Genomic DNA, 22,849 nt, shown 5'->3' with positions numbered 1-22,849 from the left:
CTTCGATCCGTGACGGCAGAAGCGATACCTGCTCCCGATCCTCGCCGACGATATATCCCATGAAAATGGCCGCCCTGTTCCCAAGGCGGCCATCCTATCTGATTTGCCCGGCTTTCCACACAGCCTGTCTCCGGCGGGGTTTTTTCGTCTTGGAGGAGTGTCAGCAGGACGTCGCTGGAGCGACGCAGAGCGCATTCTCTCTCAAAGGAAGGATGGGCTCGCCGCGGCGATGAACTCCAGCGGTTCGTCACCGACGTTGCGAAAGCGATGCGGGGTTCGGCTATCGAAGAGATAGGCATCGCCCGGTTCGAGAACCGTTGTCTGATCGCCGACGGTCAGTTCGAGCTTTCCCCGCAGGACGATTCCGCCCTCGTGGGACTCGTGCTGAAACATCTCCTCTCCGGTATCGGCGCCGGGTTGGTAGGTCTGGTAGAGAAGCTGCAAATTGTGCGCCATCGCATCGCCGACCTGCAGGATCGATATTCGGCCGCGAGCCAGGCGCTCCGCCGGCAGGCGCCCCGCGAGCTCGACGAGTTCCGATCGGCGAAACACGATCTTGTCGGAGGCCCCGGTATCGGCCTCGAAGAATTGAGCCAGGTTCATCGGGATGCCGCTCAAGACCTTGCGCAGGGTCGAGACCGAGGGGCTGCTCTTGTTCTGCTCGATGATCGAGATCATCCCGTGCTGTACGCCTGCGCGCCTGGCAACTTCACGCTGCGACAGTCCTGCCTCGCGACGAACGTCCCGCAACCGTGCGCCTACGTCGAAATCCATTCCAAAAGTCCCCTTCGCCTCCTATAGATGTAGCAAATTCGACGTCGTTTGCCGCGATTTTTCGTGATTTGAGCCAAGCCGGCGGTGCCTGCTTCGATTAATATGCGCGCGGGGTCGTGTTCCACGGCCGGCGGCAGAACCCGCGCGATCCCCCTTCCATGACGGGGGGCGGCCGGCCCCGCCGCCTGTGCCTCCAGCAAAAACCATCCGGCGTCAGGCCTTCCGACGCCCACGAAGGGTGAGTTCGCCGGGGTGGCCGAACGCTTCGATAAATCGGAAACGTGCCAGACCGACCGCTGGCGATCGATCGCGCCGATCGCCCTGCTGTGAGCGAGACGGTAAAAATTTAGAGTCAAAATGCTTCATATTAATTGATATTCGAGGCTCGATGCCCATCTTCGGGGCGCACGTTCACAAAACCGAGGCGAACCATGACGACGCAAGCGACGGCCGATCTCGACACCAGGCTGGGGATCATCGAGGACAAACTGGCCATCTACGAATTGATCGCATCGCATCCGCCCAGCGCGGACACGGGACATGCCGACTATACTCGTTCGGTCTACCGCGAGGACGGCGTCTTCGATCGCGGTCCAACGCTGGACGGGGCGCGGGGAGCAGAGGACATCGCCGCCTTCATCCAGCGGCCCGAACACGATGCGGCCCGGCGCGGCGGGCTCGCCCATTTTACGGGGCTTCCGCTCGTCGACCTGCGCGGCGATCACGCGGTGGTGACTTCGTACCTGCAGATCGTCCATCTCGATCACGAGGGCGCGCCGCGCAACCTGCCCAACCACGGGGTATCCACTGCGCGGTGGTGAACCGTTGGGAGTTGGAAAAACACGGCGGCCGCTGGCAGATCGCCAAGCGTACGCTGCTGCCCGTCGACGGTTCCGATCCGCATCAGGAGCTGCTGCGCAAGGGTCTGGACGGGGTCTATTTCGACGCACCACAGGCGGACGGAGCCGGAGCCGGAGCATGAGCGCGCTCGAGGACCGGAATCGCGCCGTTCTCGATACGCTTTTCGGCGTGCTGGCGTGGGAGGGATGGGGATCCGGCTTTCTTGCGACGTTGCGCGACGACGTGGTTTTCAACGCGATGGGACAATCCCCCATCTCGGGTCGCTACGAGGGCAAGGACATCTATCGCACGCAGGTGCTGGAGAGGCTCCACGAGCGGATAGCCCAGAGCCCGAAGCTGACTCCGATCAGCATGCTGGTGGACGGCGAGATGGCCTGTGTGCGCTTTCAGTCGCGCGGCGGCGTTGGCGTGAACGGTGCCGATTTCAGCATGGACTACTGCTGGGTCTTTCATATTCTGGACGGCGGCATCAAGGAAATCTGGGGCTATTACGACACGGCCAAAATGATCGCGCTGTTCGCCGATTAGCGATCCTTGGCGGTCGACGCCCCGGGTCGTGACGACGAGGCGATAAACAAAATGGGAGCATGGATTTTTGCAGCTTGACGGTCATCCTACTAGAAGGTAGAGAGGTGCGCATGAGCAATCTGACAAGCACCTCAGACGACATTCTCCTCTGTGCCCGCTCGCTGATCATCGAAGGCGGTTACAACGGTTTCAGCTATGCCGACATCTCCAAGGTGGTCGGCATCCGCAAAGCGAGCATACACCACCACTTCCCCAGCAAGGTCGATCTGGTCCGGACGCTCGTGGCGCGGTATCGCGAAAATGCGGAACTGGCGACCGCGGAGCTCGGACGCCACTACCCCGAACCCGCCGATCAGCTTCGCGCCTATACCGAATACTGGGCGGCCTGCATCGCCGACGGAACCCGGTCCTTCTGCGTGTGCGCTCTGCTTGCCAGCGAAATACCCGCGCTGCCCCCGGAGATCGTCGTGGAGGTCAGGGCCTATTTTCGCCTGTTTTCGGCGTGGGTCACGTCGCTGATGGAGCGCGGCGCAGAGGAGGGATCGCTCTGCCTCGCCGGCTCCCCGCAGGCCGAGGCGGAGGCCTTCATCGCAACGGTACACGGCGCCATGCTGTCGGCGCGTGCCTACGGCGATCCTTCGATCTACGCCGCCATAACCCGCCCCCTGATCGAAAGGCTTTCCGCCACTCGACAGTGAGGGACACGAAGACGGGCAGACTTATGCCCTTACAATCTACCATTTAGTCGGTAGATAACGCGCGCCACCTTATCCTAGGCGGCCGCCAGCTTCAAAGGCCTGCAGCGGAGGCAAAGGCGGCCTCTGGGAGAGGGCTGCGGAGACCGCTGGTGCCACGGACCTGAGGCCGAATGAGGCCGCATCCAACCCGACAATCCTTAGGCCGTTGCGATCGTCGCCCACACGGGGCGGACGCAGTCCGACGCGCCGATGCACGGATATCAGAGAACAAGGAGACCGAAATGTTCGGAATTTCACCGATCGGCTGGGTGCACACGCTTGGCAGTTTGCCCGCCATTCCGCTCGCCGCCTACATGTTCGCCCGCTACGGTCGGATCGTCCCGCGCTCGAAGGCCGGGATAGCCTATTTCGTCTTCATGATGATCGGCGCGATCACCGTATTCCTGGTCGCCCATGAGCCGGTGAGCTACGTCATCGGCGTGGTCACGATCATTCTGCTGGTTGCCGGATACGGCATCGGGCGTGTTCCGACCCGCGGCCGCTGGGGCAGATACCTCGAGACGATTTTCCTGAGCCTGACCGCGTTTCTGTTGATGCTGCCGACCGTCACCGAAATCCTGACCCGCGTCCCCGACGGCAATCCTTTGGTCACCGATCCACAAGCGCCGCTCCTCCTCGGCTCCCAGGCTAGCCTGCTCGTCTTCCTCATCGTCGGTCTGACGGCCCAGATCATCCATTTGCGCCGACTGGGTTAGCGCCGCGTCGTCAGCCAGGTTTGCCAACCAATGATCGACGGCCATCACAGGGTCAAACACGCGCCGAACTGGCGCCCGAGCGCACAGAGCCGACGCTGATTTGACCTTATGGGCTACCTTCTAGTAGGTTATTTTTGAAAGAAACGTCATGTCGTTCCAAGCCATCGACGATCGGCCGGCTCCATCTTCGCCGAGCTGGCTCAGACGGTACTATTTCATTCGCTTCGGCGTCTCGGTGGCCTGGGTCGCCGCCGCATTCACCATCGGCAAGAGCGCGCCGCCGACCGCGGCGATCCTGCTGGTGGCCTATCCCGCGTGGGACGCCATCGCGAACTATCTGGATGCGCGTCGCAGCGGCGGTCTCGTCCGCAACAAGAGCCAGATGCTGAACCTCGCCGTCAGCATCCTGACCACGGTCGCGGTGGCGCTGGCGCTGGCTCACGGCTGGGGCGCCGTGCTCGTCGTGTTCGGCGTCTGGGCCGCCCTTTCCGGCCTTCTCCAACTGGCGACGGCCGTCCGGCGCTGGACGGCCTACGGCGCGCAATGGGCGATGATCCTCAGCGGCGCGCAATCCGCTCTCGCCAGCGGCTTCATGATCAAGATCGCGGGCGGTCCCAATCCGCTCGGCATCGTCGATATCGCGCCCTATGCGGCATTCGGGGCGTTCTACTTCCTCGTCTCGGCGATCTGGCTGACCGTGAGCGAAGCCCGTCGCGCCAGGGCGACCGCGTCGGTCTGACAGAACCGCACGGGCGAGCGAAGATTTCGATCGTCGCCCGTACGCATCGCCAGACGCCGACACACCGATGTTTCGCCTCCTCAGTCTTGCCGGAGGCGAGCACGCCGCCTTTCGGATTGTATCCCGCCAAGGCGGTGAAAGTCGCAGCCGCAGTGGCGGTCTGCCCGATCAACCCAGTCGCAGAACAAATCTGCAATCGTTGAAAAAGGAAGAACTCATGTCTCTGGACGTCAAATATCGCACCTCGGCCGTCTCCACCGGCGGTCGCGAAGGCCGCAGCCGCACGCAGGACGGCAGGCTTGATGTCAATCTATCGAGCCCGAAGGAACTCGGCGGCCCGGGTGGCGAGGGAACCAATCCCGAGCAGCTGTTCGCCGCAGGCTATTCGGCCTGCTTCCTGAGCGCGATGAAAGCCGTCAGCAGCCAACTCAAGCTGCGAGTGCCGAACGAGGCGTCGGTGACGGCCACGGTCGGGATCGGCATGCGGTCCGAGGGTGGCTTCGGCCTCGAGGTGGATCTCGTCGTGGCGCTTCCCGGCCTTGCCGAGGCCGACGCCCAACGCCTGGTCGATACGGCACACCAAGTCTGCCCATACTCCAACGCGACCCGCAACAACATCGAAGTGCGCCTGTCGATCGCATGACGGATAGGGGGCCGGCTTCCGGCCGTGCGCCGGTCGCGTGCTGAAACGGCCGAAAGCTGGCCCGTCTCAGTCCGCGTCGAGAAGACCCATGGTCTTGGCCACCGAAACGGCCATGGTGCGGCGGCTGGCGCCCAGCTTGGCGAAAAGGTTCTTCAGGTGGAACTTCGTGGTGGCTTCGGTGATGCCGAGTTCGCGCGCGATTTCCTTGTTGCTGCGCCCCGCTGCCAGCAGGGTCAGGACATCGGCCTCGCGTGTCGACAGCATCCCCGTGCGTTGGGCGCGCAGGCCGTCGTTGCCGATCGCCACGATGCGGTTGATGAACATCGCCGCGTCCGGACTGAACGCCGTCAGGCCGTGCCGGCGCACGACGGCCCGCACCAGGTCGCGAAATGGCTCGCCCTCGACCGCGAAGGGCTGGATCAGCTCCTGCGGCTGAGCGGCGGTCATGGCGCGTATAAGGTGGCGCAGGGCGCCGGCAATGTCGTCGGCTTCGTGCGCCACCTGCGCCAGAAGAATTTCCGCCGTCAGGCCGACCAGGGCGTCGTCCTCTTCGGTACTGGATGCCAGAAAAGCCTGGAGATCGCTTCCGGCGCCCTCGATGTCGGTGCAGCGCAGGCGTAGGCGCGCCAGGACGATCTGGGCGTGGCGCCATTCCCGCCGGGCCGGCCAGGCGGTTTCGTCCGCGACGTCCGGCAGCCGGCAGGCGAGCTCCGTCGCCGCCGCCAACAGGCCAGCCTCGGTCAAGAGCTCGATGCGCAGAATGTCGGTGACGAGCTGCAGGCGGGGCAGCGAGCGTTCCTGCGCGACCTCCTCGGCCTGGTCGGCGACGGCCATCGCGGCGTTGATCCCCTTCAGCCGCAGCCGGCAATGGGCGAAGGTGACGAACCCGCGCGCGAACACGTCGACCCAGCCCTCGCCCCGCGAGACGATCGGCATCGCCTCGGCGAGGATGGCGTCGGCGGCCTCGATATCGCCCTGCTGGTAGAGGGTCTCGGCCATCGGGATGCGGGCGATCGACAGAAGGTTGTCGTCGCTCCATTGGGTGCGCTGGATCAGGTCCTCAGCGCGACGGCCATAGTTCGTCGCCATCGCCAGGCGCCCACCCAGGAGGTTCACCAGCGCGAGGTGGATCAGCATGAAGGCCTGGGCGTAGGCGGCCTCCTCCTCGCGATAGCAGTCGAGCGCCTTCAGCGCATGCAGGCGCGCCAGCCGCAGATTGCCCTGCCGCGTGTGGGCGATGCACAGATGGTTGTGCAGCCAGCCGCGCTCCCAGGTGTCCTTCAGGCGATAGGAGCGGACGCTCGCCTCCAGCTTGTCGATCTGCTCGTCGCCGAACAGGCAGTCCTCGTAGATGTCGATCAGGCTGTCGATGTGGATCAGGACGCGTTCGGGGATGTCGGCCAGTCCCTCTTCGCGGGCGAGCGCCTTCAACTCGTCGATGACCTCGCGCGCCGAGGCGATCTGGCCCTCCTTGGCGAGCACCAGCGCGGAGCAGAGCCGCAGGCCCGGCGAGGCATGGATGACGTCCGGCGGAATGTCGCGGACCAGCCGCCTGAGCACCGTGTAGCCGAACCGCAGGAATACGTCGACGCCGCCCGCCGCCTTGATGGTTTCGACGGCAAGGTCGAAATCGCCGGCCTGTCCGGCGTGCCGAACCGCCTTCTCGATCTGGCCATGGGCGGCAAACCAGCCGGCGGCCTGGGAATGGTGCCGTCGGAGATCGCCCGCGTCCGCCTCGGCCGCGAGCACGGCGCGCACCAGCGGGTGAAGCGCGAACCAGCCGGGCCGCTGGGGCAGGGCGGTCATCAGCGGAAACAGTCGCTCCAGCCGCTCGGCCGCGTTGGCCTCGCCCAGACCGGCGAGGCGATGCGCCAGGGCCGGCGGTATCTCGTCGAGACAGGCCGAGGCGCCGAGCAGCTTCGCCGCATCGTCCTCGAGACCAACGAACACTTCCTCGCGCAGAAACGCCCGGTAGTCCCGGTGGGTGCCGGACAGCAGGCTTTCGCGCTCGTCGGCCTGAAGGCTTGACGAAAGCCGGGCCGCCGCCAGGCGCGCGATCGCCGGCCAGCCCAGCGTCAGCTGCTGGAAGCGGTCGAACTCGGGCACGTTGAGCTGGCCCATCAGGCGGCGCATCTCGGAGCGCGTGAAGACCAGATCGGCGGCGTCGATCTCGGTCAGAAGACCGCGCATGCGGTGGCGCGACAAGGGAATGCCGGTCTCGCCGCGCGTCGCCAGGACGAGGCGCAGCTTGTCCGGCATGTGCCGCAGCAGGGCGCCGAGCGAATGGCAATGCCCGGGCTCGGCGCCGTCGAGGAACAGCGCGAGCCGCTTTGTGGGGATGGCGGCGATCGCCTCCAGGGCCTCGTCGAGCCGGTAGGGCACCTCCGACCTTGGACCGGTGAAGCCGAACGCCGTGGCCAGCCCCAGGCCCAGCGCGTCGGCCTCGGTCTCGGCGGGCGACAGCGATAGCCAGGCGGCCTGCTCGCCCTGACCCTGCAGGATGTCGAGAACCGAGGCCATCAGCTCGGTCTTGCCGTAGCCGGCGGGACCGGAGACGAGGACGAGCTGCCCCTCCAACCCCATCAGCAGCTTTTCCTGGAGGAACGGCCGGTCCCATCCGCCGGGGACACGCCGCGGCGGCCTCAGCCGCTCGGCGAGACCCGTGGATGTCTTTGCCATGCCGTCCTCACCTTGCTCTCGAAGAAACCGATCGGTGCAGGATGGGGCCATCGGCGGCGGTATGGCAAGGGCCGCGTGTCAGGCGAGCGGCTGGTAGCGGTGGGAGAGGCCGAAGGCGGCCGGCCCGAACACGGCGAGCGCCTCGGGCGTGCGCATGATCTCCGGCACCCGCACCGCCAGGATGTTGACGCGCTGGCCATAGCGCAGCCGCTCGGTCGGAATCGCCTCGCTGGTATCGGCATCGAGAATGGAAATGAGATCCGGCACCACCGCCAGAACCTCGTCGCCCTGCTCGGCGACCAGGTTTTCGTTCTGGATGCGGATGAAGATGGGCTCGGCGCCGGCCGCGAACGGCTCGATACGCGCGATGCCCACCGACCAGCCGTTCTCGACCTTGCGCGAGACGTCGGCGACTTTGCCCGAGCCGATCAGCCGGGCGGTCTCGTAGTGGGTGCCGGCGAAGAAGTCGATCAGCGCTTCCAGCGGATCGCGGCGCTTGGCCTTGGCCTGGCGCAGCGTGCGGCCGATGCCGACCGCGAGCGACACGGTGCCAGGCACCGAGACCCGCCGCGCCTCGGCGCCGGTCATCCCGTAATTGGCGATATAGGACTGGCCGCCCATGCGGATCGTGAGACCGCGCGCGATCCATTCCGACTTGGCGGCATCCAGCGTCTCGATGATCGAGACATTGCCTTTCTCGTCGGCGACGGCGACCGGGGCTGCCGGCACGCCGTAGACGTTGAAGGTTTCCATCTCGAGCTGGGGAAAGGCGCGGCCCATGCCGTCGGCATCGATCACCGGCAAGCCGCGCCGCGCGGCGATGGCCAGCGGCACGGTCGAATTGACGCCGCCGGCCTCGAACGGGATCACCGCCCGGATCGCTTGGCCCGTATGGCGCTCGTAGGCGGAAAAGGCGAGATCCATCTCGTCGCCGCCCGGCAACTTCTCGATCAGGATGGTGGGCGCGCCCATGGCGCCGCAGGCGATGACGAAGGTCTCGTCGGGCACCTGGTCGAGCGCCAGCAGCGGCACCGGGCCGGAGGCTTCGATCGCCGCCTTGGCCACCAGCTTGCCGATATAGGGATCGCCGCCGCCGCCGGTGCCCAAAATGGCGGCGCCGGCCGCAAGGTCGTCGAGGTCGGAAAGGGTGATCGCGTCCATCGCTCAGGCCATGCTCTCGATCGGGACGAAGGGATGGTCGAGGCCGAAGCATTTCGGCCCGAACACGGCGAGCGCCTCGGGCGTGCGCATGATCTCGGGCACCGCCACCGCCATCACCAGGACGCGCTGGCCATAGCGCAGGTTTTCCGTGGTGATCGGCTCGGCCGTCTCTGAATCCATGACGCAGATGAGGTCGGGCACGATGGCGCGCACCTCGCCGCCGACCCGCGCGATCAGGTTTTCGTTCTGGATCTCGATCTCCATCACGCCGGAGAAGGCGCCCAGGCCCTCGATGCACGCCCGCCCCATGGCAAAGCCGTTGCGGGTCTCGCGCTGCATGTCGGTGATCTTGCCGGTGAAGATGATGCGGCCGTGATGGTAGAGCGTCTGCGGCAGGAGCTCCAGCAGCGCCTCGAACGGGTTGATGTGCCGGCTCTTGGCCTCGCGGAGGCAGCGGCCGATGCGCATGGCGAGCGACAGGGTGCGCGGGATCGAGGTCCGCTTCACGTCGGCGCCGCTCATCGAATATTCGGCGATGTAGGCGCAGCCGCCCATGCGGATGGCGACGCCGCGCGACAGCCACTCCATGTTCTTGTTGTCATGAGCGAGAATCAGCGTCTGGTCGCCGTCCTCGTCGGAGACGACCATCGGGCTGCCCGAGACGCCGTAGACGCCGAAGGTTTCCATCTGGAGTTCGGGAAAGGCGCGGCCCATGCCGTCACCGTCGACGATCGGCAGGCCGCAGCGCGCGCCGACGACCAGCGGAATAGTGGAGTTGATGCCGCCGATCTCGATCGGCATGGTGGCGAAGGCCTTGCGGCCGAGATGGGCCTCCAGGCGCCGCAGCGAGTTGACCGCCTCCTCGCCGCTCGGGATCTTTTCGACCAGCACGGTCGGCGCGCCCATCATCGCGGTCGGGATCACCAGCGCCTCGTCCGGCACCTCGGAGGGGTCGATCAACTCGACCTCCAGTCCCTCGTCGAGGCATTGCTGGACCATCAACCGGCCGACGTAAGGGTCGCCGCCGCCGCCGGTGCCGAGAAAGGCCGCGCCGACGGCGAGGTCCTTCAGATCGTTCGCGTCGAGCTTCATCGCACGCCCCTTCAGCCGATCACCAGATCGCCGACGGCCTTGACGCGGATGCGCGTCGCCGAACCCGGCAGATAGGCGAGAGGCACCTCCTCGATGTCGACGATCTTCACCGTCTCGGCCGCCGCGCCGGCGCGGCGGGCGTTGTCGGAGGCCTCGGCCTTGGCGCCGTTCAGCACCGCGTCGCGCGAGGTGCCTTCCAGCGAGTAGATGCGGTCGACCTCGCCGCCCACCTGGGCGATCGCCGCGCCGATGGCGTTGGCGACCGAGGCGTTTTCGGGGCGAATGACCTTGGACGCCGACGGGAGATCGCGCGACACCAGGATCGAGCCGCCGCCGACCAGAACCACCGGCAGGGGATCGGCGCTGGTCTTCATCCGGTCGACGGCCTCGTCGACCATGCGGTGCATGGTGTCCAGCGCATTCTCGACGGTCGCCGCGGGAACATGGGCGACGCGCGAGCGGTCGCCGATGTCCTCCAGGCCGGCGGCCACGACGATGTCCGTGGTGGTCAGCGTGTCGCCGCCGAAGACCAGGGCCTTCGAGGTGATCTCGTAGCCGACGGAGTCCGGACCGATGCGCCGGCCCTCGTCGCGCACCAGCGAGCCGCCGCCGAGACCGATGGCGAGCACGTCGGGCATGCGGAAGTTGGTGCGCACCCCGCCGATATCGACGGCGACGGCGGATTCGCGCGGGAAACCCTGCATCAGCATGCCGACGTCGGAGGTGGTGCCACCGATGTCGACGACCATCGCCTCCTTTTCGCCGGCGAGCATGGCGGCGCCGCGCATCGAGTTGGTCGGGCCGGAGGCGAAGGTGAGCACCGGATAGCGCTCGACATGGTCGGGCGTCATCAGCGTGCCGTCGTTCTGGCTGACGAAGAAGGGCGCGGTGATCGCCATGTCCCGCAGCGCCTGGCGGAAGGACGCCACGACGTGGCGCGACAGGTCCGCGAGGCAGGCGTTCATGATCGCCGCGTTCTCGCGCTCCAGGAAGCCGACCCGGCCGATCTCGTGGCTGAGCGAGACTCTCAGATCGGGAATTTCGTTCAGGAGAATCTCGGCGGCGCGCTGCTCCATCACCGGCGTCACCGGCGAGAAGACCGATGTGATCGACGCGGTCTTCAGGCCCTTCGCCTTGATCTCAAGGGCGATGCGCGCGATCTCGGCCTCGTCGAGCGGCGCGATCTCGCGGCCGTCGAACTCGTGACCGCCATGCACCATGTAGCGATGCCGGCCCAGCGTTGCGGCAAGGTCCTCCGGCCAGTCGGTCATCGGCGGCAGCGCCTTGGTCGCCGGCAGGCCCAGCCGGATCGCCGCCACCTGAAGCAGGCGCCGGCGCTCCACCACGGCGTTGGTGAAGTGGGTGGTGCCGATCATCACCGCCTCGATGGCCGACGCCTCGACGCTGCTCGAACTCATCACCTGGCGCAGCGCCGAGACCACGCCCGACGAGACGTCCGCCGTGGTCGGCGACTTGCAGGCCGCGACCACGCGCAAGCCGTCCATCAGGGCGGCATCCGTGTTGGTGCCGCCGACGTCGATTCCGATCCGCATCCGTTGATTCCTGTTCGTAGAAGGGGTGTATCAGCCGGCAAGGGCCTCGCAGCGTCTCGGGTCCCAGCCGGCGAGAACTGCGGTGCCGGGGGCGAAGCGCTGCTGGTGGATCTGGTTCTGGCGTTCGGCCACGATCTCCTGGCCGCCGACATCGAGCCGGTAGCGCACGATCGGGCCCTGATAGGTCTCGGCCAGCACCGTCGCCGGAAAGGGGATGGCGCCGGCGGGCAGGGCGGCGGCGTCGACCATGACGTTTTCCGGGCGCACCACCAGCTTGGCCCGGCTTTGCGCGTCGGGCAGGCCAGCGGTGGGCGCCTCGAACTCGTGGCCGGCGAAGGCGACGCGGCAGCTTTCCGCCGAGCGATTCACCACGGCGACATCGACGATGTTGGAATGGCCGATGAAGCTGGTGACGAACAGCGTCTTCGGGCGCTCGTAGATTTCCTCCGGGCTACCCACCTGCACCAGCTTGGAGCGCTCCATCACGCCGATGCGGTCGGACATGGTCAGCGCCTCGTCCTGGTCGTGCGTGACGTAGACGGTGGTGATGCCGAGCGACCTCTGGAGATCCTTGATCCAGAACTTCATCTCCTCGCGCATGTTCTTGTCGAGCGCCGACAGCGGCTCGTCGAGGAGGAGGATGCGCGGCTCGGTGACGAGCACGCGGGCGAGCGCCACGCGCTGCTGCTCGCCGCCGGAGAGTTCGCGCGCATAGCGACCGTCGTAGCCCTTGAGGCCGACCTGCTCCAAGACGGCGGCGACCTTCGAGGCGATCTCGGCCTTGGCGACCTTCCGCATCTTCAGGCCGAAGGCGATGTTGTCGGCGACGTTCATGTGCGGGAAGATCGCGTAATTCTGGAACACGATGCCGATGTCGCGCCGCTCCGGCGGCAGGTCGGTGACGTCGTCCTGGCCCAACCAGACGCGGCCCTCGCTCGGGGCGACGAAGCCGGCGATCATGCGCAGCGTCGTCGACTTGCCGCAGCCCGAAGGCCCGAGCAGCGAGAAGAACTCGCCGTCCTGGATGTGCAGTTCGACGTTGTCGACGGCGCGCGAGGGGCCGAAAGCCTTGGTGAGCTTGATGAGGCGGATGTCGGTCACGGCGGAGGGTTCCTGAAGCACGGGCTTCTTTGGAGAATGGGCGCCGGCGGCGGCCGGCGCCCGGTCGGTCAGGAGGCGAAGATCTCGTTGACCGTCTCGACCACGTCGTCCTCGTTTTCAAGGTAGGATGGCCAATCGGGAATCCACATGCCGGCCAGCGCGTTCTCGTCGTTGGTGACGCCCTGGTCGAGGAGGCCCTGCGGCAGCTTGGCCTCCTTGGCGGTGGGGCGATAGAAGAACACCTCGCCGACGGCGGTCTGGAACTCCGGGTCCATGGTGCGGTCGACGAGGGCCAGCGCCAGCTTCTTCTCGGTCGGATCCAGGTAGCGGCTGACCGTCTTGGTCTGGGTCAGCGCCGGGCGCGGATCGTCCCAGAGATAGACGTCGACCGGCACGCCCTTGGTCTTCTGCAGATAGACCTCGCCATCGTTCTGGACGGCGATCTCGACCTCGCCGCGCTCCACCAGGGCCTGCATGTTGCCGGTGAAGTCGCTGATCTTCATCGGCACGGCCTGGCGCATGGCCTCGTAGCCGGCTTCCAGATCGTACTGGTCGTCGCCGAAGGCGCCGGCGGCCACCAGGAAGAACATCATCTGCAGCGTGTTGGTGGTGACGTAGGTGCCGCGCTTGCCGGCGTAGCGCTCGTCCCAGAAATCCTTGAACGAGGTCGGTGCGTCGACGCCGGTGTCGGTGCGGTAGACGTAGCAGTAACGCGAGAACGCCCAGGTCAGGCCGAGCTTGTTCTGCGAGGCGAAGGGCCAGAGCCCCTTGGCGTTGGGGACATTGGCGATCAGTTCGTCCTGGGGCAGGAAGTAGTCGCCGGCGCCGGCCGTCTTGAACATCTCCGGCAGGTTCCAGTTGGTCACCGCGAAGGCAGGGTCCTTCGGACCGCCGGCGACGAATTTCGGGAACCACGGGAAGGAGCTGTCGTACTGGACCTTGCAGTTGAAGTCCTTCTCGAACTGGTCGAGCAGGAGCTTGCGCATGGTTTCCTGCCAGAAGCCGCCCCATTCGGCGATGGTGATCGTCGCACCGCCGGCGTCGAACGGCGTGCCGTCATAGGTCACGTCCTGCGACCAGGCGTGATTGATGGCGAACAGGTTGACGCCGGTCGCCGCCAGGCCGAAGCCCGCGCTGGCTTTCAGAATCTGCCGACGGTTCGGCGCAATGAAGGACTTTTCAGGCGTGTCGGTCATTCGATCGGGTTCCTTGTCGACGAGAGGACGGATGGCTCAGCGTCCGCCGAACAGCCGGCGGAAGTTGACGAGGCGGGCGGAGAGGATGGTGGAGGTGACGACGAGCAGGATGGCGAAGATGCCGGCGGCCGCGGCCGTCGGTTCGAAGCGGTAGCGCAGCGAGGTGTAGATGGCGATCGGCAGCGGCTGCTGGTCGGGGGTCGCCAGGAACAGCGACACCTCGAACTGACCGAACGAGACGATGAAGGCGAAGAGCGCGCCGGCGCCGATTCCCGACGAGATGATCGGCAGGGTGATGCGCCGGAAGGCGCCGAACGGCGTCGCGCCGAGCGAGCGGGCGGCGTCCTCGAGCGACCGGTCGAAATCGACCAGCGAAGCCGAGACCGTGGCGATCACCAGCGGCGTGGTGACGATGACATGGCCGATGAGCAGGCCCCAGAAAGTGCGCGCCAGGCCGATGCCGCTGGTGGTGAAAAAGACGTAGAGGGCGAGGCCCAGGACGACGCCCGGCAGCACCAGCGGCAGGACGAAGAGCCCACGCAACGCCTTGGCGAAGACGGTATTCGTGCGCACCAGCCAGAGCGCGGCGGCCGTGCCGATGATCGTCGCGACCAGGGTCGCGGCAAGCGCCAGCCGAAACGAGAAGATGTAGGCCGGCACGAAGGTGGGCGAGGTCAGGAAAGACTTAATCCAGCGCAGCGACAGCCCCTGCGGCGGGAAGGTCATGTAGTCGCCGGAATTCAGCCCAGTCAGAATGACGATCGCGACCGGAACCAGGAGCACCAGGAGCGCGAAGGCGGCGCCCAGCTTGAACGGCAGGGCGATGGGTTCGTCGTCCCGCATCAGGCGCGCCCTCCCGAGGAGAGCGCGGCGGCGCGCTGATAGATGAAGACCGCGATCAGGCTGGTCACGAAGAGCACGACGGCGACCGCCGCCCCGAACTGCCAGCGGCCTGCTTCGGCGATCTGTTGGTAGATGTGGATCGGCAGGGTGACGACCTTCCAGCCGCCGATCAGCGCCGGCACCACGTAGGAGGAGATCGACAGGGCGAAGACGAGCAGCGAGCCCGACAGGATGCCCGGCATCGACAGCGGCAGGATAATGGTGCGGAAGGCGGCGCCGCGCGAGGCGCCGAGCGAGCGCGCCGCCTCTTCATAGGAGGGCGGGATGGCGCGGATGATGCCGATCAGCGAGATCACCATGAAGGGCAGCGTCACCTGAACCAGCCCGACGACGACGCCGAAGAGGTTGTACATCAGCGGCAGCGGCTCGCTGACGGCGCCCGACGCCAGCAGCGCGGCGTTGATCAGGCCGTTGTCGCCGAGGAGCACCATCAGGCCGTAGAGACGGATGACCATGTCGAGCTGCATCGACGAGAGCACGAGGATCATCAGCAGTGCGTTGCGTCCCGGATGGCGCGTCTTGGCGATGACGTAGGCGAGCGGGTAGCCGAGTAGAAGGCAGATCAGCGAGACCAGCACGCCGATGCCCACCGAGCGCAGGATCGCGCCGTAGTAGATCGACCGGGTGAAGATGCGCACATAGTTGGCGGCGGTGATCTGCGAGGTGAAGGTGACGACGCCGGCGATGCTCTTGTTGAAGGAGATGGCGAAGAGTGAGACCGTCGGCAGTACGAAGAAGACCAGGAAGAACAGCGCGGCGGGGACGACCAGGAGCCAGAACGGCAGGCTGAGCGGCGGCCGCGCAGCGTTGCTGGCCGTCCTGCGGTTCTCGCTTCGAGCCATGGTGTCGGGCAGCGCCATCGGTCCGGTCCTCTATTCGGCCGCGATCGGCAGGGCGGCCTTCAGGGCCGGATAGCCGACGAGCTCTTTGGCCGGAGGCGCCGGATAGGTGAGCGCGCTCTGGGTCAGGCCGGAGCGGACGAGCGAGGCCGCCACGTTGACCGCGTTGGGAATGGGGTCGATGACGGGGATGTCGATGCCGAGGGCGGCGAGTCCCTCCTTCACCGCGCTGGCACAGCCCAACAGGCCGGTGCAGCCGAAGATGATCGCCTCGGCACCGTCCGCTTCGACCGCGAGCTTCCCCTGCTCGATCAAGGCGGCGGTTGTCGCATTGAGATCCTTTTCGAGCTCAAGAACGGGGATGTCGACGTGCCGCACCGAGGCCATCTGGCCGGCGAGGCCGTAGACGGCGGCCGCGTTCTCGAACTGGCTGCGCAGGCGGCGCAGAACCGTGACGACGCTGAAGCGGTGGCCCAGCATGGCCGCGACGTGCATCGCCGCCTGGCAGGGTCCGACCACGGGAATGCGCACCATCTCGCGGGCCGGGCGCAAACCCGGATCGCCCATGCAGTCGATGACGACGGCGTCCGCGCCCTCCCGCTCGGCCTCGACGATCTTGCGAATGGTGTCGGGCACCGACATCGCCGCCTCGAACTCGCATTCGATCGAGCCCGGCCCCTCGTCGATCTGCGAACCGCTGACGATCAGACCGGCACCGCCGAGCGCTTCGAGGTCCTCGACCCGGCGGAACCCCTTGGTGGTGATGGGCGAAACAACGCGGACGTGAACGCTTTCAGGCAGCATCGCCGTTCCTCTTCGTTGTGCGATAAGCCGAAGAGTGAGCGACAAGGCGGCAGCTGGAAATCCCGGAATTCAGATAGGGGGCCGGCTTATCGGAGGAGTGGCGGCGAAGCCCGGCTGCGGCCGTGGCCCATCCTTTCGGATAGGGTCGCCCGTCGTCGAACCCGGGATTTGGCCGCCATCGGTCAAGGTCTCGGCAGAATGCCCAGTTTTGCATCGCGCCTGCGAGGCATCTGCTCCCTCGACACCTCGACACCTGGGGCTGCGGAGGTCTCGCGCGGCCCGCGCGATCGTTGCTAAGCTGCGGAGAGTGTTGAATGTTGGCCTCGGCGGCGCGCACTCGGTGCCCGTTCATGCCGTTCGTTTCCAGGCCGGGGCGTTGTCGAGACCGCGACGGGTCCGTGCGGCCAGGAGATGGCTTCGGCCCTCGTTTCACCCCGCAGGTCGACAGGTTTGCCATGTCCACCCTTCAATCCGATGTCACCTCGTCGCAGCCGCGAACGGTGGAGAGCGGCGCGAAGCCCACGTCGTCCACGGTTCCCGCACGCCCGGCGACGCCTCGCCTCGGACTGAGCCGGCGGCTGCGCCTCATGGCCAGCCTCGGGCGCAACGTGTTTTACGATGCCCATCGTTTCTGGACGCACTCCTTCCTGACGGGCGCGCGCGAGCGCGAGCAATTGCGCGGCCGGATGCACATGACCGGCCACTTTCTCGAATACGGCATGTCGCTGAAGGATCCGCGCCGGGGCTTCGGTCTCGATCGCGTCGAGACGCTGATCGCCGACCTGGAAACCTACTGCGCGCGGTATGAAGCGGACTCCACGGCCGAAATCATGATCCGCACGCTGGAAGCCTATATCGCCTTCAACGATGGGGCGGACGTCGACCTCGCCTGGCTGAAGGCGCGGCTGGCCCAGTTGCCGGCACCGGCGGCCAGCGGCCTTCGCGGCGGCTCGGAGGTGGTGACGCGCGAGGAGATCCAGCGGCGTGGCATGATGGACTTCCTCGATTTCGCCGAGGCCCGCCATTCGATCCGGCAATATGCGCCTGGACCGGTGGCGCAGGAAAAGATCGATCGCGCCGTGCGTGTCGCCCAGCAGACGCCGTCGAGCTGCAACCGGCAGACCTGCCGGGTCTATATCTGGACGGAGCCCGCCCTGGTGCGCCGGGTGCTGGCGCTGCAATCCGGCAATCGCGGTTTCGGCGATCAGATCGCGGGCGTCGCCGTGGTGGCGAGCGAACTCACCCATTGGCATGAGGTGGAGGAGCGCTATCAGGGCTGGGTCGACGCCGGCATGTTCGCGATGAGCCTGGCCTACGGCTTCCATGCCGAAGGGCTGGGTGCGGTGATGCTCAACTGGGGCGAGGAGCATCGCCGCGACAAGGAGCTTCGCGCCTTGACCGGCATCCCGGAAAGTTCTCTGGTGGCGACGATGATCGGCTTCGGCAATCTGCCCGAATCGCTCCAGGTCCCCGTCTCGCAGCGCGAGCCGCTGGAGCAATGCCTGACGATGAACCTACCTCTGCGCGGCTGAGCGCCCTTCCCTGAAACCGAAATAGACGAGACATCATGAAGAAGACCGTTGCCCTGATCCTGATCGGGCAGGCGCCGCGACAGGACACGGAGGCCGAACTGCGCCGAATCGTGCCCGGCGATCTCGCCATCGTCCAGCGCGGCGCCCTGGACGACCTCAGCCGGCCGGAGATCGAAGCGGCGCAACCCGTCAGCGACGACGATGCGCTGTTCACGCGCCTGGCCGACGGCACGCCGGTCTCGATCTCCAAGGCGGTGGTCCATGCCGGCGTTCAGCGCCGCCTCGACGAACTGTCTGCCGAAGGCATCGACGTCGCCTATCTGGCCTGCACCGGCAGCTTCGAGCATCTGCGCTACGACGGCGTGCTGCTGCTCCCGTCCGGCGTGCTCCTCGGCGTCGTCGGCACCAGCTTTCGCCGCGGGCGTCTAGGCGTTCTGGTGCCGCTGGCCGAGCAGGTCGGAACGATGACGGAGCGCTGGAACCGCGACGGCGTCGACGTGGTCGCCGAAGCGCTACAGCCCGGTTCCGACGACGCCACCATCGACGAAGTGGTCGAGACCCTGGTGGCGCGAAAGCCCGACATGATCGTCATGGACTGCATGGGCTACAGCTCCACGGACAAGGCGCGGCTGCGCCGCCAGTTCGACGGGCCGGTGGTGCTCGCCGTCAGCGCCACGGCCCGGATGATGCAGGAACTCGTCGCATGAGCGGGTTGCCGTCGCGGGAACTCTCCGCCGAGGAGATCGAATATCTGGCGGTCGGCGCCTGGGTGCTCGGCACCGGCGGCGGCGGCAGCCCCTATCTGGCGCTGCTCAACATGCGCCGCCTCTATGCCGATGGCATTCGCGTCCGCCTGATGTCGCCGATGGATCTGCCGGACGATGCCCATGTCGCCGTCGTCTCCAACATGGGCGCGCCGCTGGTCGGGCAGGAACGGCTGGCCGACAGCCGCAACGCCGCCCGCGCCGTGCGCGTGCAGGAGGAGTATCTGGGCTTCAAGTTCGATGCCGTGATGTCGGTTGAGATCGGCGGCGGCAACGGCGTTCAGGCCTTGATGGCCGCCGCCCATCTCGGCATCCCCGTCGTCGATGCCGACTTCATGGGGCGCGCCTATCCGGAGGCGCAGATGACGTCGTCGGCGATCGGCGATCTCGCGCCCGTGCCCAACGTGTTGTGCGATCCGCGCGGCATCGAGGTGGTGATCCAGAAGGCACCGAGCTGGAAGTGGGTGGAACGGGTCGGCCGCAAGGTGTGCACCGAGATGGGATCCACCAGCTCGACCTGCAAGGCGCCGCGCACCGGTGCCGAAATCAAGCAATGGGGCATCCATTTCACCACGTCCAAGGCGATCGGCATCGGCCGCACCCTGGCCGAAGCGAAGCGCCGCCACGACGATCCGATCGAGGCGCTGATCCGCTCAGAAAGCGCCAAGAGGTTGTTTGCCGGCAAAGTGGCCGACGTGGAACGGCGCACCACTGAGGGTTTCCTGCGCGGCACTGCGCGGCTTGAGGGCATGGACCAGGACAAGGGCTCGGAGCTGACGCTATCGTTTCAGAACGAATGGGTCGTCGCCTGGGACGGTCCTCGCCCAGAGGGGCGCGCTATCGCGACCAGCCCCGACCTGATCTGCGTCCTCGACAGCGTCGACGGCAACGGCATCGGCACCGAGACGATCCGCTACGGCCAGCGCGTCTCGATCCTCGCCATGCCGGCGCCCGACGTGCTGACCTCCGAACGGGGGCTTTCCTTCGTGGGCCCGCGCGCCTTCGGCTATGACCTCGACTTTGTTTCCGTCTTCGCAGAATCGCATCGGGCCGCCTCATGAGACGCATCGGAATCGACGTGGGCGGCACCAACACCGACGCCGTCCTGCTGGAAGACGATCGCGTCGTCTTCGCCGTCAAGCGGCCGACCACGCAAGACGTGACGGGCGGCATCCTCGCCGCGCTGGCGGCGGTGCGCTCCGACCCGGCCGGCACCGGGAGGATCGACGCGGTGGTGATCGGCACCACGCATTTCATCAACGCGGTGGTGCAGCGCCGCCATCTGATGAAGACCGCCGCGATTCGCATCGGCATGCCGGCCTCGGCCTCGCTGCCGCCCTTTTGCGACTGGCCGCAGGATCTCGCCGCGATGGTCGACGGCGGCGTCTTCATGCTGGAAGGCGGCCACGACTATGACGGCCGGCCCTTCATGCCGCTCGACATCGCCGGGCTGAAGGCGGCGGCTCGCGCCATCGCCGATGCCGGCGTGCGCGCCGTCGGCGTCAGTTCGTCCTTCTCTCCGCTCGATCCTTCCTGCGAACTGGCCGCCCGAGACGTCCTCGCCGAGATCTGCCCGGACGTGGCGGTCACCCTGTCGCACGATCTCGGCCGCATCGGGCTTCTGGAGCGCGAGAACGCGGCGCTGCTCAACGCCTCGCTGCACGATCTGGCGATGGCCACGGTTGACGCGTTCCGCTCCGCCATCGCGCAGAGCGGCATCGACGCGCCGCTCTATCTGACGCAGAACGATGGCACCGTGATGCAGGCCGAGCTGGCCATCGCCTTCCCGGTGATGAGCTTCGCCTCCGGCGCCACCAATTCGATGCGCGGCGCGGCCTACCTGTCGGGCCTCGACGATGCGATGGTCATCGACGTCGGCGGCACGACCTCGGACATCGGCCAGTTGAAGAACGGTTTCCCCCGCGAGGCCAACGCCGTGGTCGAGGTCGGCGGGGTGCGCACGCTCTTCCGGATGCCGGACCTTTTGTCGATCGGTCTCGGCGGCGGCAGCCACGTCGAGGGAACGCCGCCGCGCGTCGGGCCGCAATCGGTCGGCTTCCGGCTGCCCGAGAAGGCGATGATCTTCGGCGGGGACCAGATGACGGCGAGCGACATCGCGGTTGCCGCCGGCCTGCTCGATCTCGGCGATCGCTCGCGCGTCGCCGAGATCCCCGCCGCCGTGGTCGAGGGCGCCCTGGCGAATGCCCGCCGGCAGGTCGAGGAGAATGTCGACCGGATGAAGACGGGCAGCGGCGAGGTCCCGCTGCTCGCGGTCGGGGGCGGCGCTTTCCTGGTGCCGGATCGGCTGGCGGGCGTCTCCGAGGTTCGCCGTGTCGAGCATGGCGATTGCGCCAATGCGGTGGGCGCTGCCATCGCCCAGGTTTCCGGCGAGACCGACCAGGTGTTTTCCGGCCTGTCGCGGGACGAGGCGATGGCCGCCGCCATCGCCCAGGCTCAGGATCGGGCGGTGGCGGCCGGCGCCGAGCGCGACGGCCTGGTGACCGTCGAGGTCGAGGATATGCCGCTCGCCTATCTGCCGGGCGGGGCGCTGCGCGTCCGCGCCCGGGTGGCGGGCCGCATCTCGGCCATCGGCGGCGCCCCCTCTGCAGAGACGAAAGGATCGCCCGCATGAAGCTCTCCGGATTTCCCCTGACCGTCGTCGACTGGGAGACGGTCGAGCCGACTCGTCACGAGGGCGAGGTTGGCCACGCTCTCTGGCGGACCCAGTATTTCGGCGAGGGCGAGGCCCGCATTCGCGTGCGTATCGTGGAATACTCGCCCGGCTACGTCGCCGATCACTGGTGCGTCAAGGGCCATGTCATCTACTGCCTGGAGGGCGAGTTGGAGACCCATCTCAAGGATGGCTCGGTGTTCCGGCTCAAGCCGGGCATGAGCTATCAGGTCGCCGACGATGCGGAGGCGCATGCGTCACGCACGGCGACCGGCGTGAAGCTCTTCATCGTCGATTGAGAGTCCGACGGCTCTCGTGGCAGAAAGTGACGGGAAAAAATGTCGCCGCCGAAAAAAGTGAGTATGGTATAAGGGAAATCCCCTAGAGACGTCGCGAGGAAGATCGCGCCGGAGCGAGGGCGGCAAAGGCGGCAGAGATTGTGCGGGTAACGATTGGATGAGCAACGGGATGAGGCTGACCGCCACGTTCGATCATGCCTCGCCGAACGAGCCGTCCGTCGCTCTGCCCCGAGTGATGTTCGTCAATATGGGCAAGGCGCCGCGCGACGATGTGGTGCCGGAGATCCTCGATCTCCTGGACATGCCCATCCAGCCGCTGGAAATCGGCGTCCTCGACAATCTCTCGTCCGAGCAGATCGAAGCTCTGTCGATCGCGGAGGGAGAGCAGAGCCTTTCGACCTACCTGTCGAAGCATATCCGGATCGTTCTGTCGAAGCCCGCGGTGACCGCACGGGTCGAGGAGATCCTGCAGGGCTTCCATCCCCACGAGTTCGACCTCGTGGTCATCCTGTCCACCGGGCTGCCGCGCGACTTCACCTGCACCTGCCCGATGATCAACGCGCAAAGGGCGGTAGAGGCCGCGATCCTCTCGCTCGTGTCGCGGGACGCCTCGATCGGCCTGATCCATCCGCTGCAGCGCCAGGTGGGAGAGATCGATCTGCCGGTGCTCCACCGCTTCTCCGTCTCCGCCAGCCATGCCAAGGAGGGCGACCGGGATTCGCTGGCGCGCGCGGTGATGGACGTGGCCGATTGCGACATCATCGTGCTGCATTCCATCAGCTACACAGAGGCCGACCGCGAGATCGTCGCCAAGGCCAGCCGCAAGCCCGTCATCCTGGCGCGCCGGATCATCGCCAGTTCCATCCGGCTGATGCTGCAGCGGGTGCCGATGGGGCCGCGCAATGCGGTCTCCCCCGCGACTCAGGAGCGGCTCGCCCGGCTTACGCCGCGCGAGCGAGAGGTGCTGGCACTGGTCTGCGAGGGCCTGTCCAACCGGGCCATCGCAGAGGAACTCGGCATCAGCCCAAAGACCGTCGAAGTCCACCGCTCCCACGTCATGGCCAAGATGGAGGCCCCGTCTCTGGCGGCCCTGATCAGTGCTGTGCTGACCGGCGCGTCGATGCCCTCTCGTGGATGACCAATTATAAGGCGTAGCCTAAAAAATAGGCGATCGAGCCCTGCACTGAAATTCTTCATAGGGGAGCGCCCGGATTCCAAGCCATCAAAACACCCTCTAGCCTCCTCGTCAGGCGATGC

23 protein-coding genes are annotated in these 22,849 nt (G+C 66.6%); 13 read left to right on the top strand and 10 right to left on the bottom strand.

Translation table 11 applies throughout. The features are described 5' to 3' along the window. Nucleotides 1-201: 201 nt before the first annotated feature. Entirely contained in the window at nucleotides 202-774 is a 573-nt protein-coding gene (locus tag SMD10_RS01575) for a cupin domain-containing protein (RefSeq protein WP_331683874.1), read from the bottom strand. A gap of 431 nt (nucleotides 775-1,205) precedes the next feature. On the opposite strand from SMD10_RS01575, the gene SMD10_RS01570 reads away from it, so the two are divergent. The 7 genes from SMD10_RS01570 to SMD10_RS01540 all read left to right on the top strand — a co-directional run bounded on the left by SMD10_RS01570 (nucleotide 1,206) and on the right by SMD10_RS01540 (nucleotide 4,998). Next, entirely contained in the window at nucleotides 1,206-1,595 is a 390-nt protein-coding gene (locus tag SMD10_RS01570; protein ID WP_331683873.1) for a nuclear transport factor 2 family protein, read from the top strand. Beyond that, the gene (locus SMD10_RS01565; protein ID WP_331683872.1) at nucleotides 1,592-1,756 is read left to right on the top strand and encodes a hypothetical protein; all 165 of its coding nucleotides are present in this window, start codon (nucleotides 1,592-1,594) and stop codon (nucleotides 1,754-1,756) included. Before SMD10_RS01570 ends, SMD10_RS01565 begins: the two co-directional genes overlap by 4 nt. Further along, a complete protein-coding gene (locus tag SMD10_RS01560; protein ID WP_331683871.1) occupies nucleotides 1,753-2,163 on the top strand; it encodes a nuclear transport factor 2 family protein in 411 nt (136 codons plus the stop codon). The genes SMD10_RS01565 and SMD10_RS01560 overlap by 4 nt, the downstream gene beginning before the upstream one ends. 110 nt (nucleotides 2,164-2,273) lie before the next feature. Next, nucleotides 2,274-2,861, top strand: coding sequence for a TetR/AcrR family transcriptional regulator (locus SMD10_RS01555; protein WP_331683870.1), 588 nt, complete (start codon nucleotides 2,274-2,276; stop codon nucleotides 2,859-2,861). 281 nt (nucleotides 2,862-3,142) lie between these two features. Then, nucleotides 3,143-3,616 (top strand): hypothetical protein, encoded by a 474-nt coding sequence (locus SMD10_RS01550; protein ID WP_331683868.1) that lies wholly within the window; start codon nucleotides 3,143-3,145, stop codon nucleotides 3,614-3,616. Nucleotides 3,617-3,764: 148 nt separating this feature from the next. Next, nucleotides 3,765-4,355, top strand: coding sequence for a DUF308 domain-containing protein (locus SMD10_RS01545; RefSeq protein ID WP_331683866.1), 591 nt, complete (start codon nucleotides 3,765-3,767; stop codon nucleotides 4,353-4,355). A 217-nt stretch (nucleotides 4,356-4,572) separates the two neighbouring features. Then, nucleotides 4,573-4,998 carry an organic hydroperoxide resistance protein gene (locus SMD10_RS01540; protein ID WP_331683865.1) on the top strand — a complete coding sequence of 142 codons (426 nt, stop codon included), beginning with the start codon at nucleotides 4,573-4,575 and terminating at the stop codon, nucleotides 4,996-4,998. Between the two features lie 66 nt (nucleotides 4,999-5,064). Here SMD10_RS01540 and SMD10_RS01535 read toward each other — a convergent pair whose 3' ends face one another. From SMD10_RS01535 to SMD10_RS01495, 9 genes are all read right to left on the bottom strand, one after another. Then, nucleotides 5,065-7,677, bottom strand: coding sequence for a LuxR C-terminal-related transcriptional regulator (locus SMD10_RS01535; protein ID WP_331683863.1), 2,613 nt, complete (start codon nucleotides 7,675-7,677; stop codon nucleotides 5,065-5,067). Nucleotides 7,678-7,755: 78 nt separating this feature from the next. Continuing rightward, on the bottom strand, nucleotides 7,756-8,838 hold the full coding sequence (locus tag SMD10_RS01530) for an S-methyl thiohydantoin desulfurase family protein (RefSeq protein ID WP_331683862.1): 1,083 nt from the start codon (nucleotides 8,836-8,838) through the stop codon (nucleotides 7,756-7,758). A gap of 3 nt (nucleotides 8,839-8,841) precedes the next feature. Further along, nucleotides 8,842-9,930, bottom strand: coding sequence for an S-methyl thiohydantoin desulfurase family protein (locus SMD10_RS01525; RefSeq protein WP_331683861.1), 1,089 nt, complete (start codon nucleotides 9,928-9,930; stop codon nucleotides 8,842-8,844). Nucleotides 9,931-9,941: 11 nt separating this feature from the next. Next, a complete protein-coding gene (locus tag SMD10_RS01520) occupies nucleotides 9,942-11,483 on the bottom strand; it encodes a hydantoinase/oxoprolinase family protein (protein WP_331683860.1) in 1,542 nt (513 codons plus the stop codon). A 30-nt stretch (nucleotides 11,484-11,513) separates the two neighbouring features. Further along, a complete protein-coding gene (locus SMD10_RS01515; RefSeq protein ID WP_331683859.1) occupies nucleotides 11,514-12,584 on the bottom strand; it encodes an ABC transporter ATP-binding protein in 1,071 nt (356 codons plus the stop codon). Nucleotides 12,585-12,652: 68 nt separating this feature from the next. After that, complete coding sequence (locus SMD10_RS01510) at nucleotides 12,653-13,780, bottom strand: ABC transporter substrate-binding protein (protein WP_331683858.1); 1,128 nt, start codon at nucleotides 13,778-13,780, stop codon at nucleotides 12,653-12,655. Between the two features lie 36 nt (nucleotides 13,781-13,816). After that, nucleotides 13,817-14,623, bottom strand: a complete 807-nt coding sequence (locus SMD10_RS01505) for an ABC transporter permease (protein ID WP_331683857.1) — start codon at nucleotides 14,621-14,623, stop codon at nucleotides 13,817-13,819. Further along, on the bottom strand, nucleotides 14,623-15,543 hold the full coding sequence (locus SMD10_RS01500) for an ABC transporter permease (RefSeq protein ID WP_331683856.1): 921 nt from the start codon (nucleotides 15,541-15,543) through the stop codon (nucleotides 14,623-14,625). Before SMD10_RS01500 ends, SMD10_RS01505 begins: the two co-directional genes overlap by 1 nt. Before the next feature lie 12 nt (nucleotides 15,544-15,555). Beyond that, complete coding sequence (locus SMD10_RS01495) at nucleotides 15,556-16,326, bottom strand: aspartate/glutamate racemase family protein (RefSeq protein ID WP_331683855.1); 771 nt, start codon at nucleotides 16,324-16,326, stop codon at nucleotides 15,556-15,558. A gap of 455 nt (nucleotides 16,327-16,781) precedes the next feature. On the opposite strand from SMD10_RS01495, the gene SMD10_RS01490 reads away from it, so the two are divergent. From SMD10_RS01490 to SMD10_RS01465, 6 genes are all read left to right on the top strand, one after another. Further along, on the top strand, nucleotides 16,782-17,858 hold the full coding sequence (locus tag SMD10_RS01490) for a nitroreductase family protein (protein WP_331683854.1): 1,077 nt from the start codon (nucleotides 16,782-16,784) through the stop codon (nucleotides 17,856-17,858). A gap of 35 nt (nucleotides 17,859-17,893) precedes the next feature. Then, entirely contained in the window at nucleotides 17,894-18,565 is a 672-nt protein-coding gene (locus SMD10_RS01485; RefSeq protein WP_331683853.1) for an AroM family protein, read from the top strand. Further along, nucleotides 18,562-19,683, top strand: a complete 1,122-nt coding sequence (locus SMD10_RS01480) for an S-methyl thiohydantoin desulfurase family protein (RefSeq protein ID WP_331683852.1) — start codon at nucleotides 18,562-18,564, stop codon at nucleotides 19,681-19,683. The genes SMD10_RS01485 and SMD10_RS01480 overlap by 4 nt, the downstream gene beginning before the upstream one ends. Further along, entirely contained in the window at nucleotides 19,680-21,254 is a 1,575-nt protein-coding gene (locus SMD10_RS01475; RefSeq protein ID WP_331683851.1) for a hydantoinase/oxoprolinase family protein, read from the top strand. Before SMD10_RS01480 ends, SMD10_RS01475 begins: the two co-directional genes overlap by 4 nt. Further along, nucleotides 21,251-21,592 (top strand): DHCW motif cupin fold protein, encoded by a 342-nt coding sequence (locus SMD10_RS01470; RefSeq protein ID WP_331683850.1) that lies wholly within the window; start codon nucleotides 21,251-21,253, stop codon nucleotides 21,590-21,592. The genes SMD10_RS01475 and SMD10_RS01470 overlap by 4 nt, the downstream gene beginning before the upstream one ends. A gap of 169 nt (nucleotides 21,593-21,761) precedes the next feature. Continuing rightward, nucleotides 21,762-22,730 (top strand): AroM family protein, encoded by a 969-nt coding sequence (locus SMD10_RS01465; RefSeq protein WP_331683849.1) that lies wholly within the window; start codon nucleotides 21,762-21,764, stop codon nucleotides 22,728-22,730. Nucleotides 22,731-22,849 lie beyond the last annotated feature (119 nt).

This window comes from Consotaella aegiceratis (assembly GCF_036541425.1).
Taxonomy (GTDB): domain Bacteria; phylum Pseudomonadota; class Alphaproteobacteria; order Rhizobiales; family Rhizobiaceae; genus Consotaella; species Consotaella aegiceratis.
Note: the sequence above shows the minus strand (reverse complement) of the source record. Positions and strands in the feature narration are given on the sequence as shown.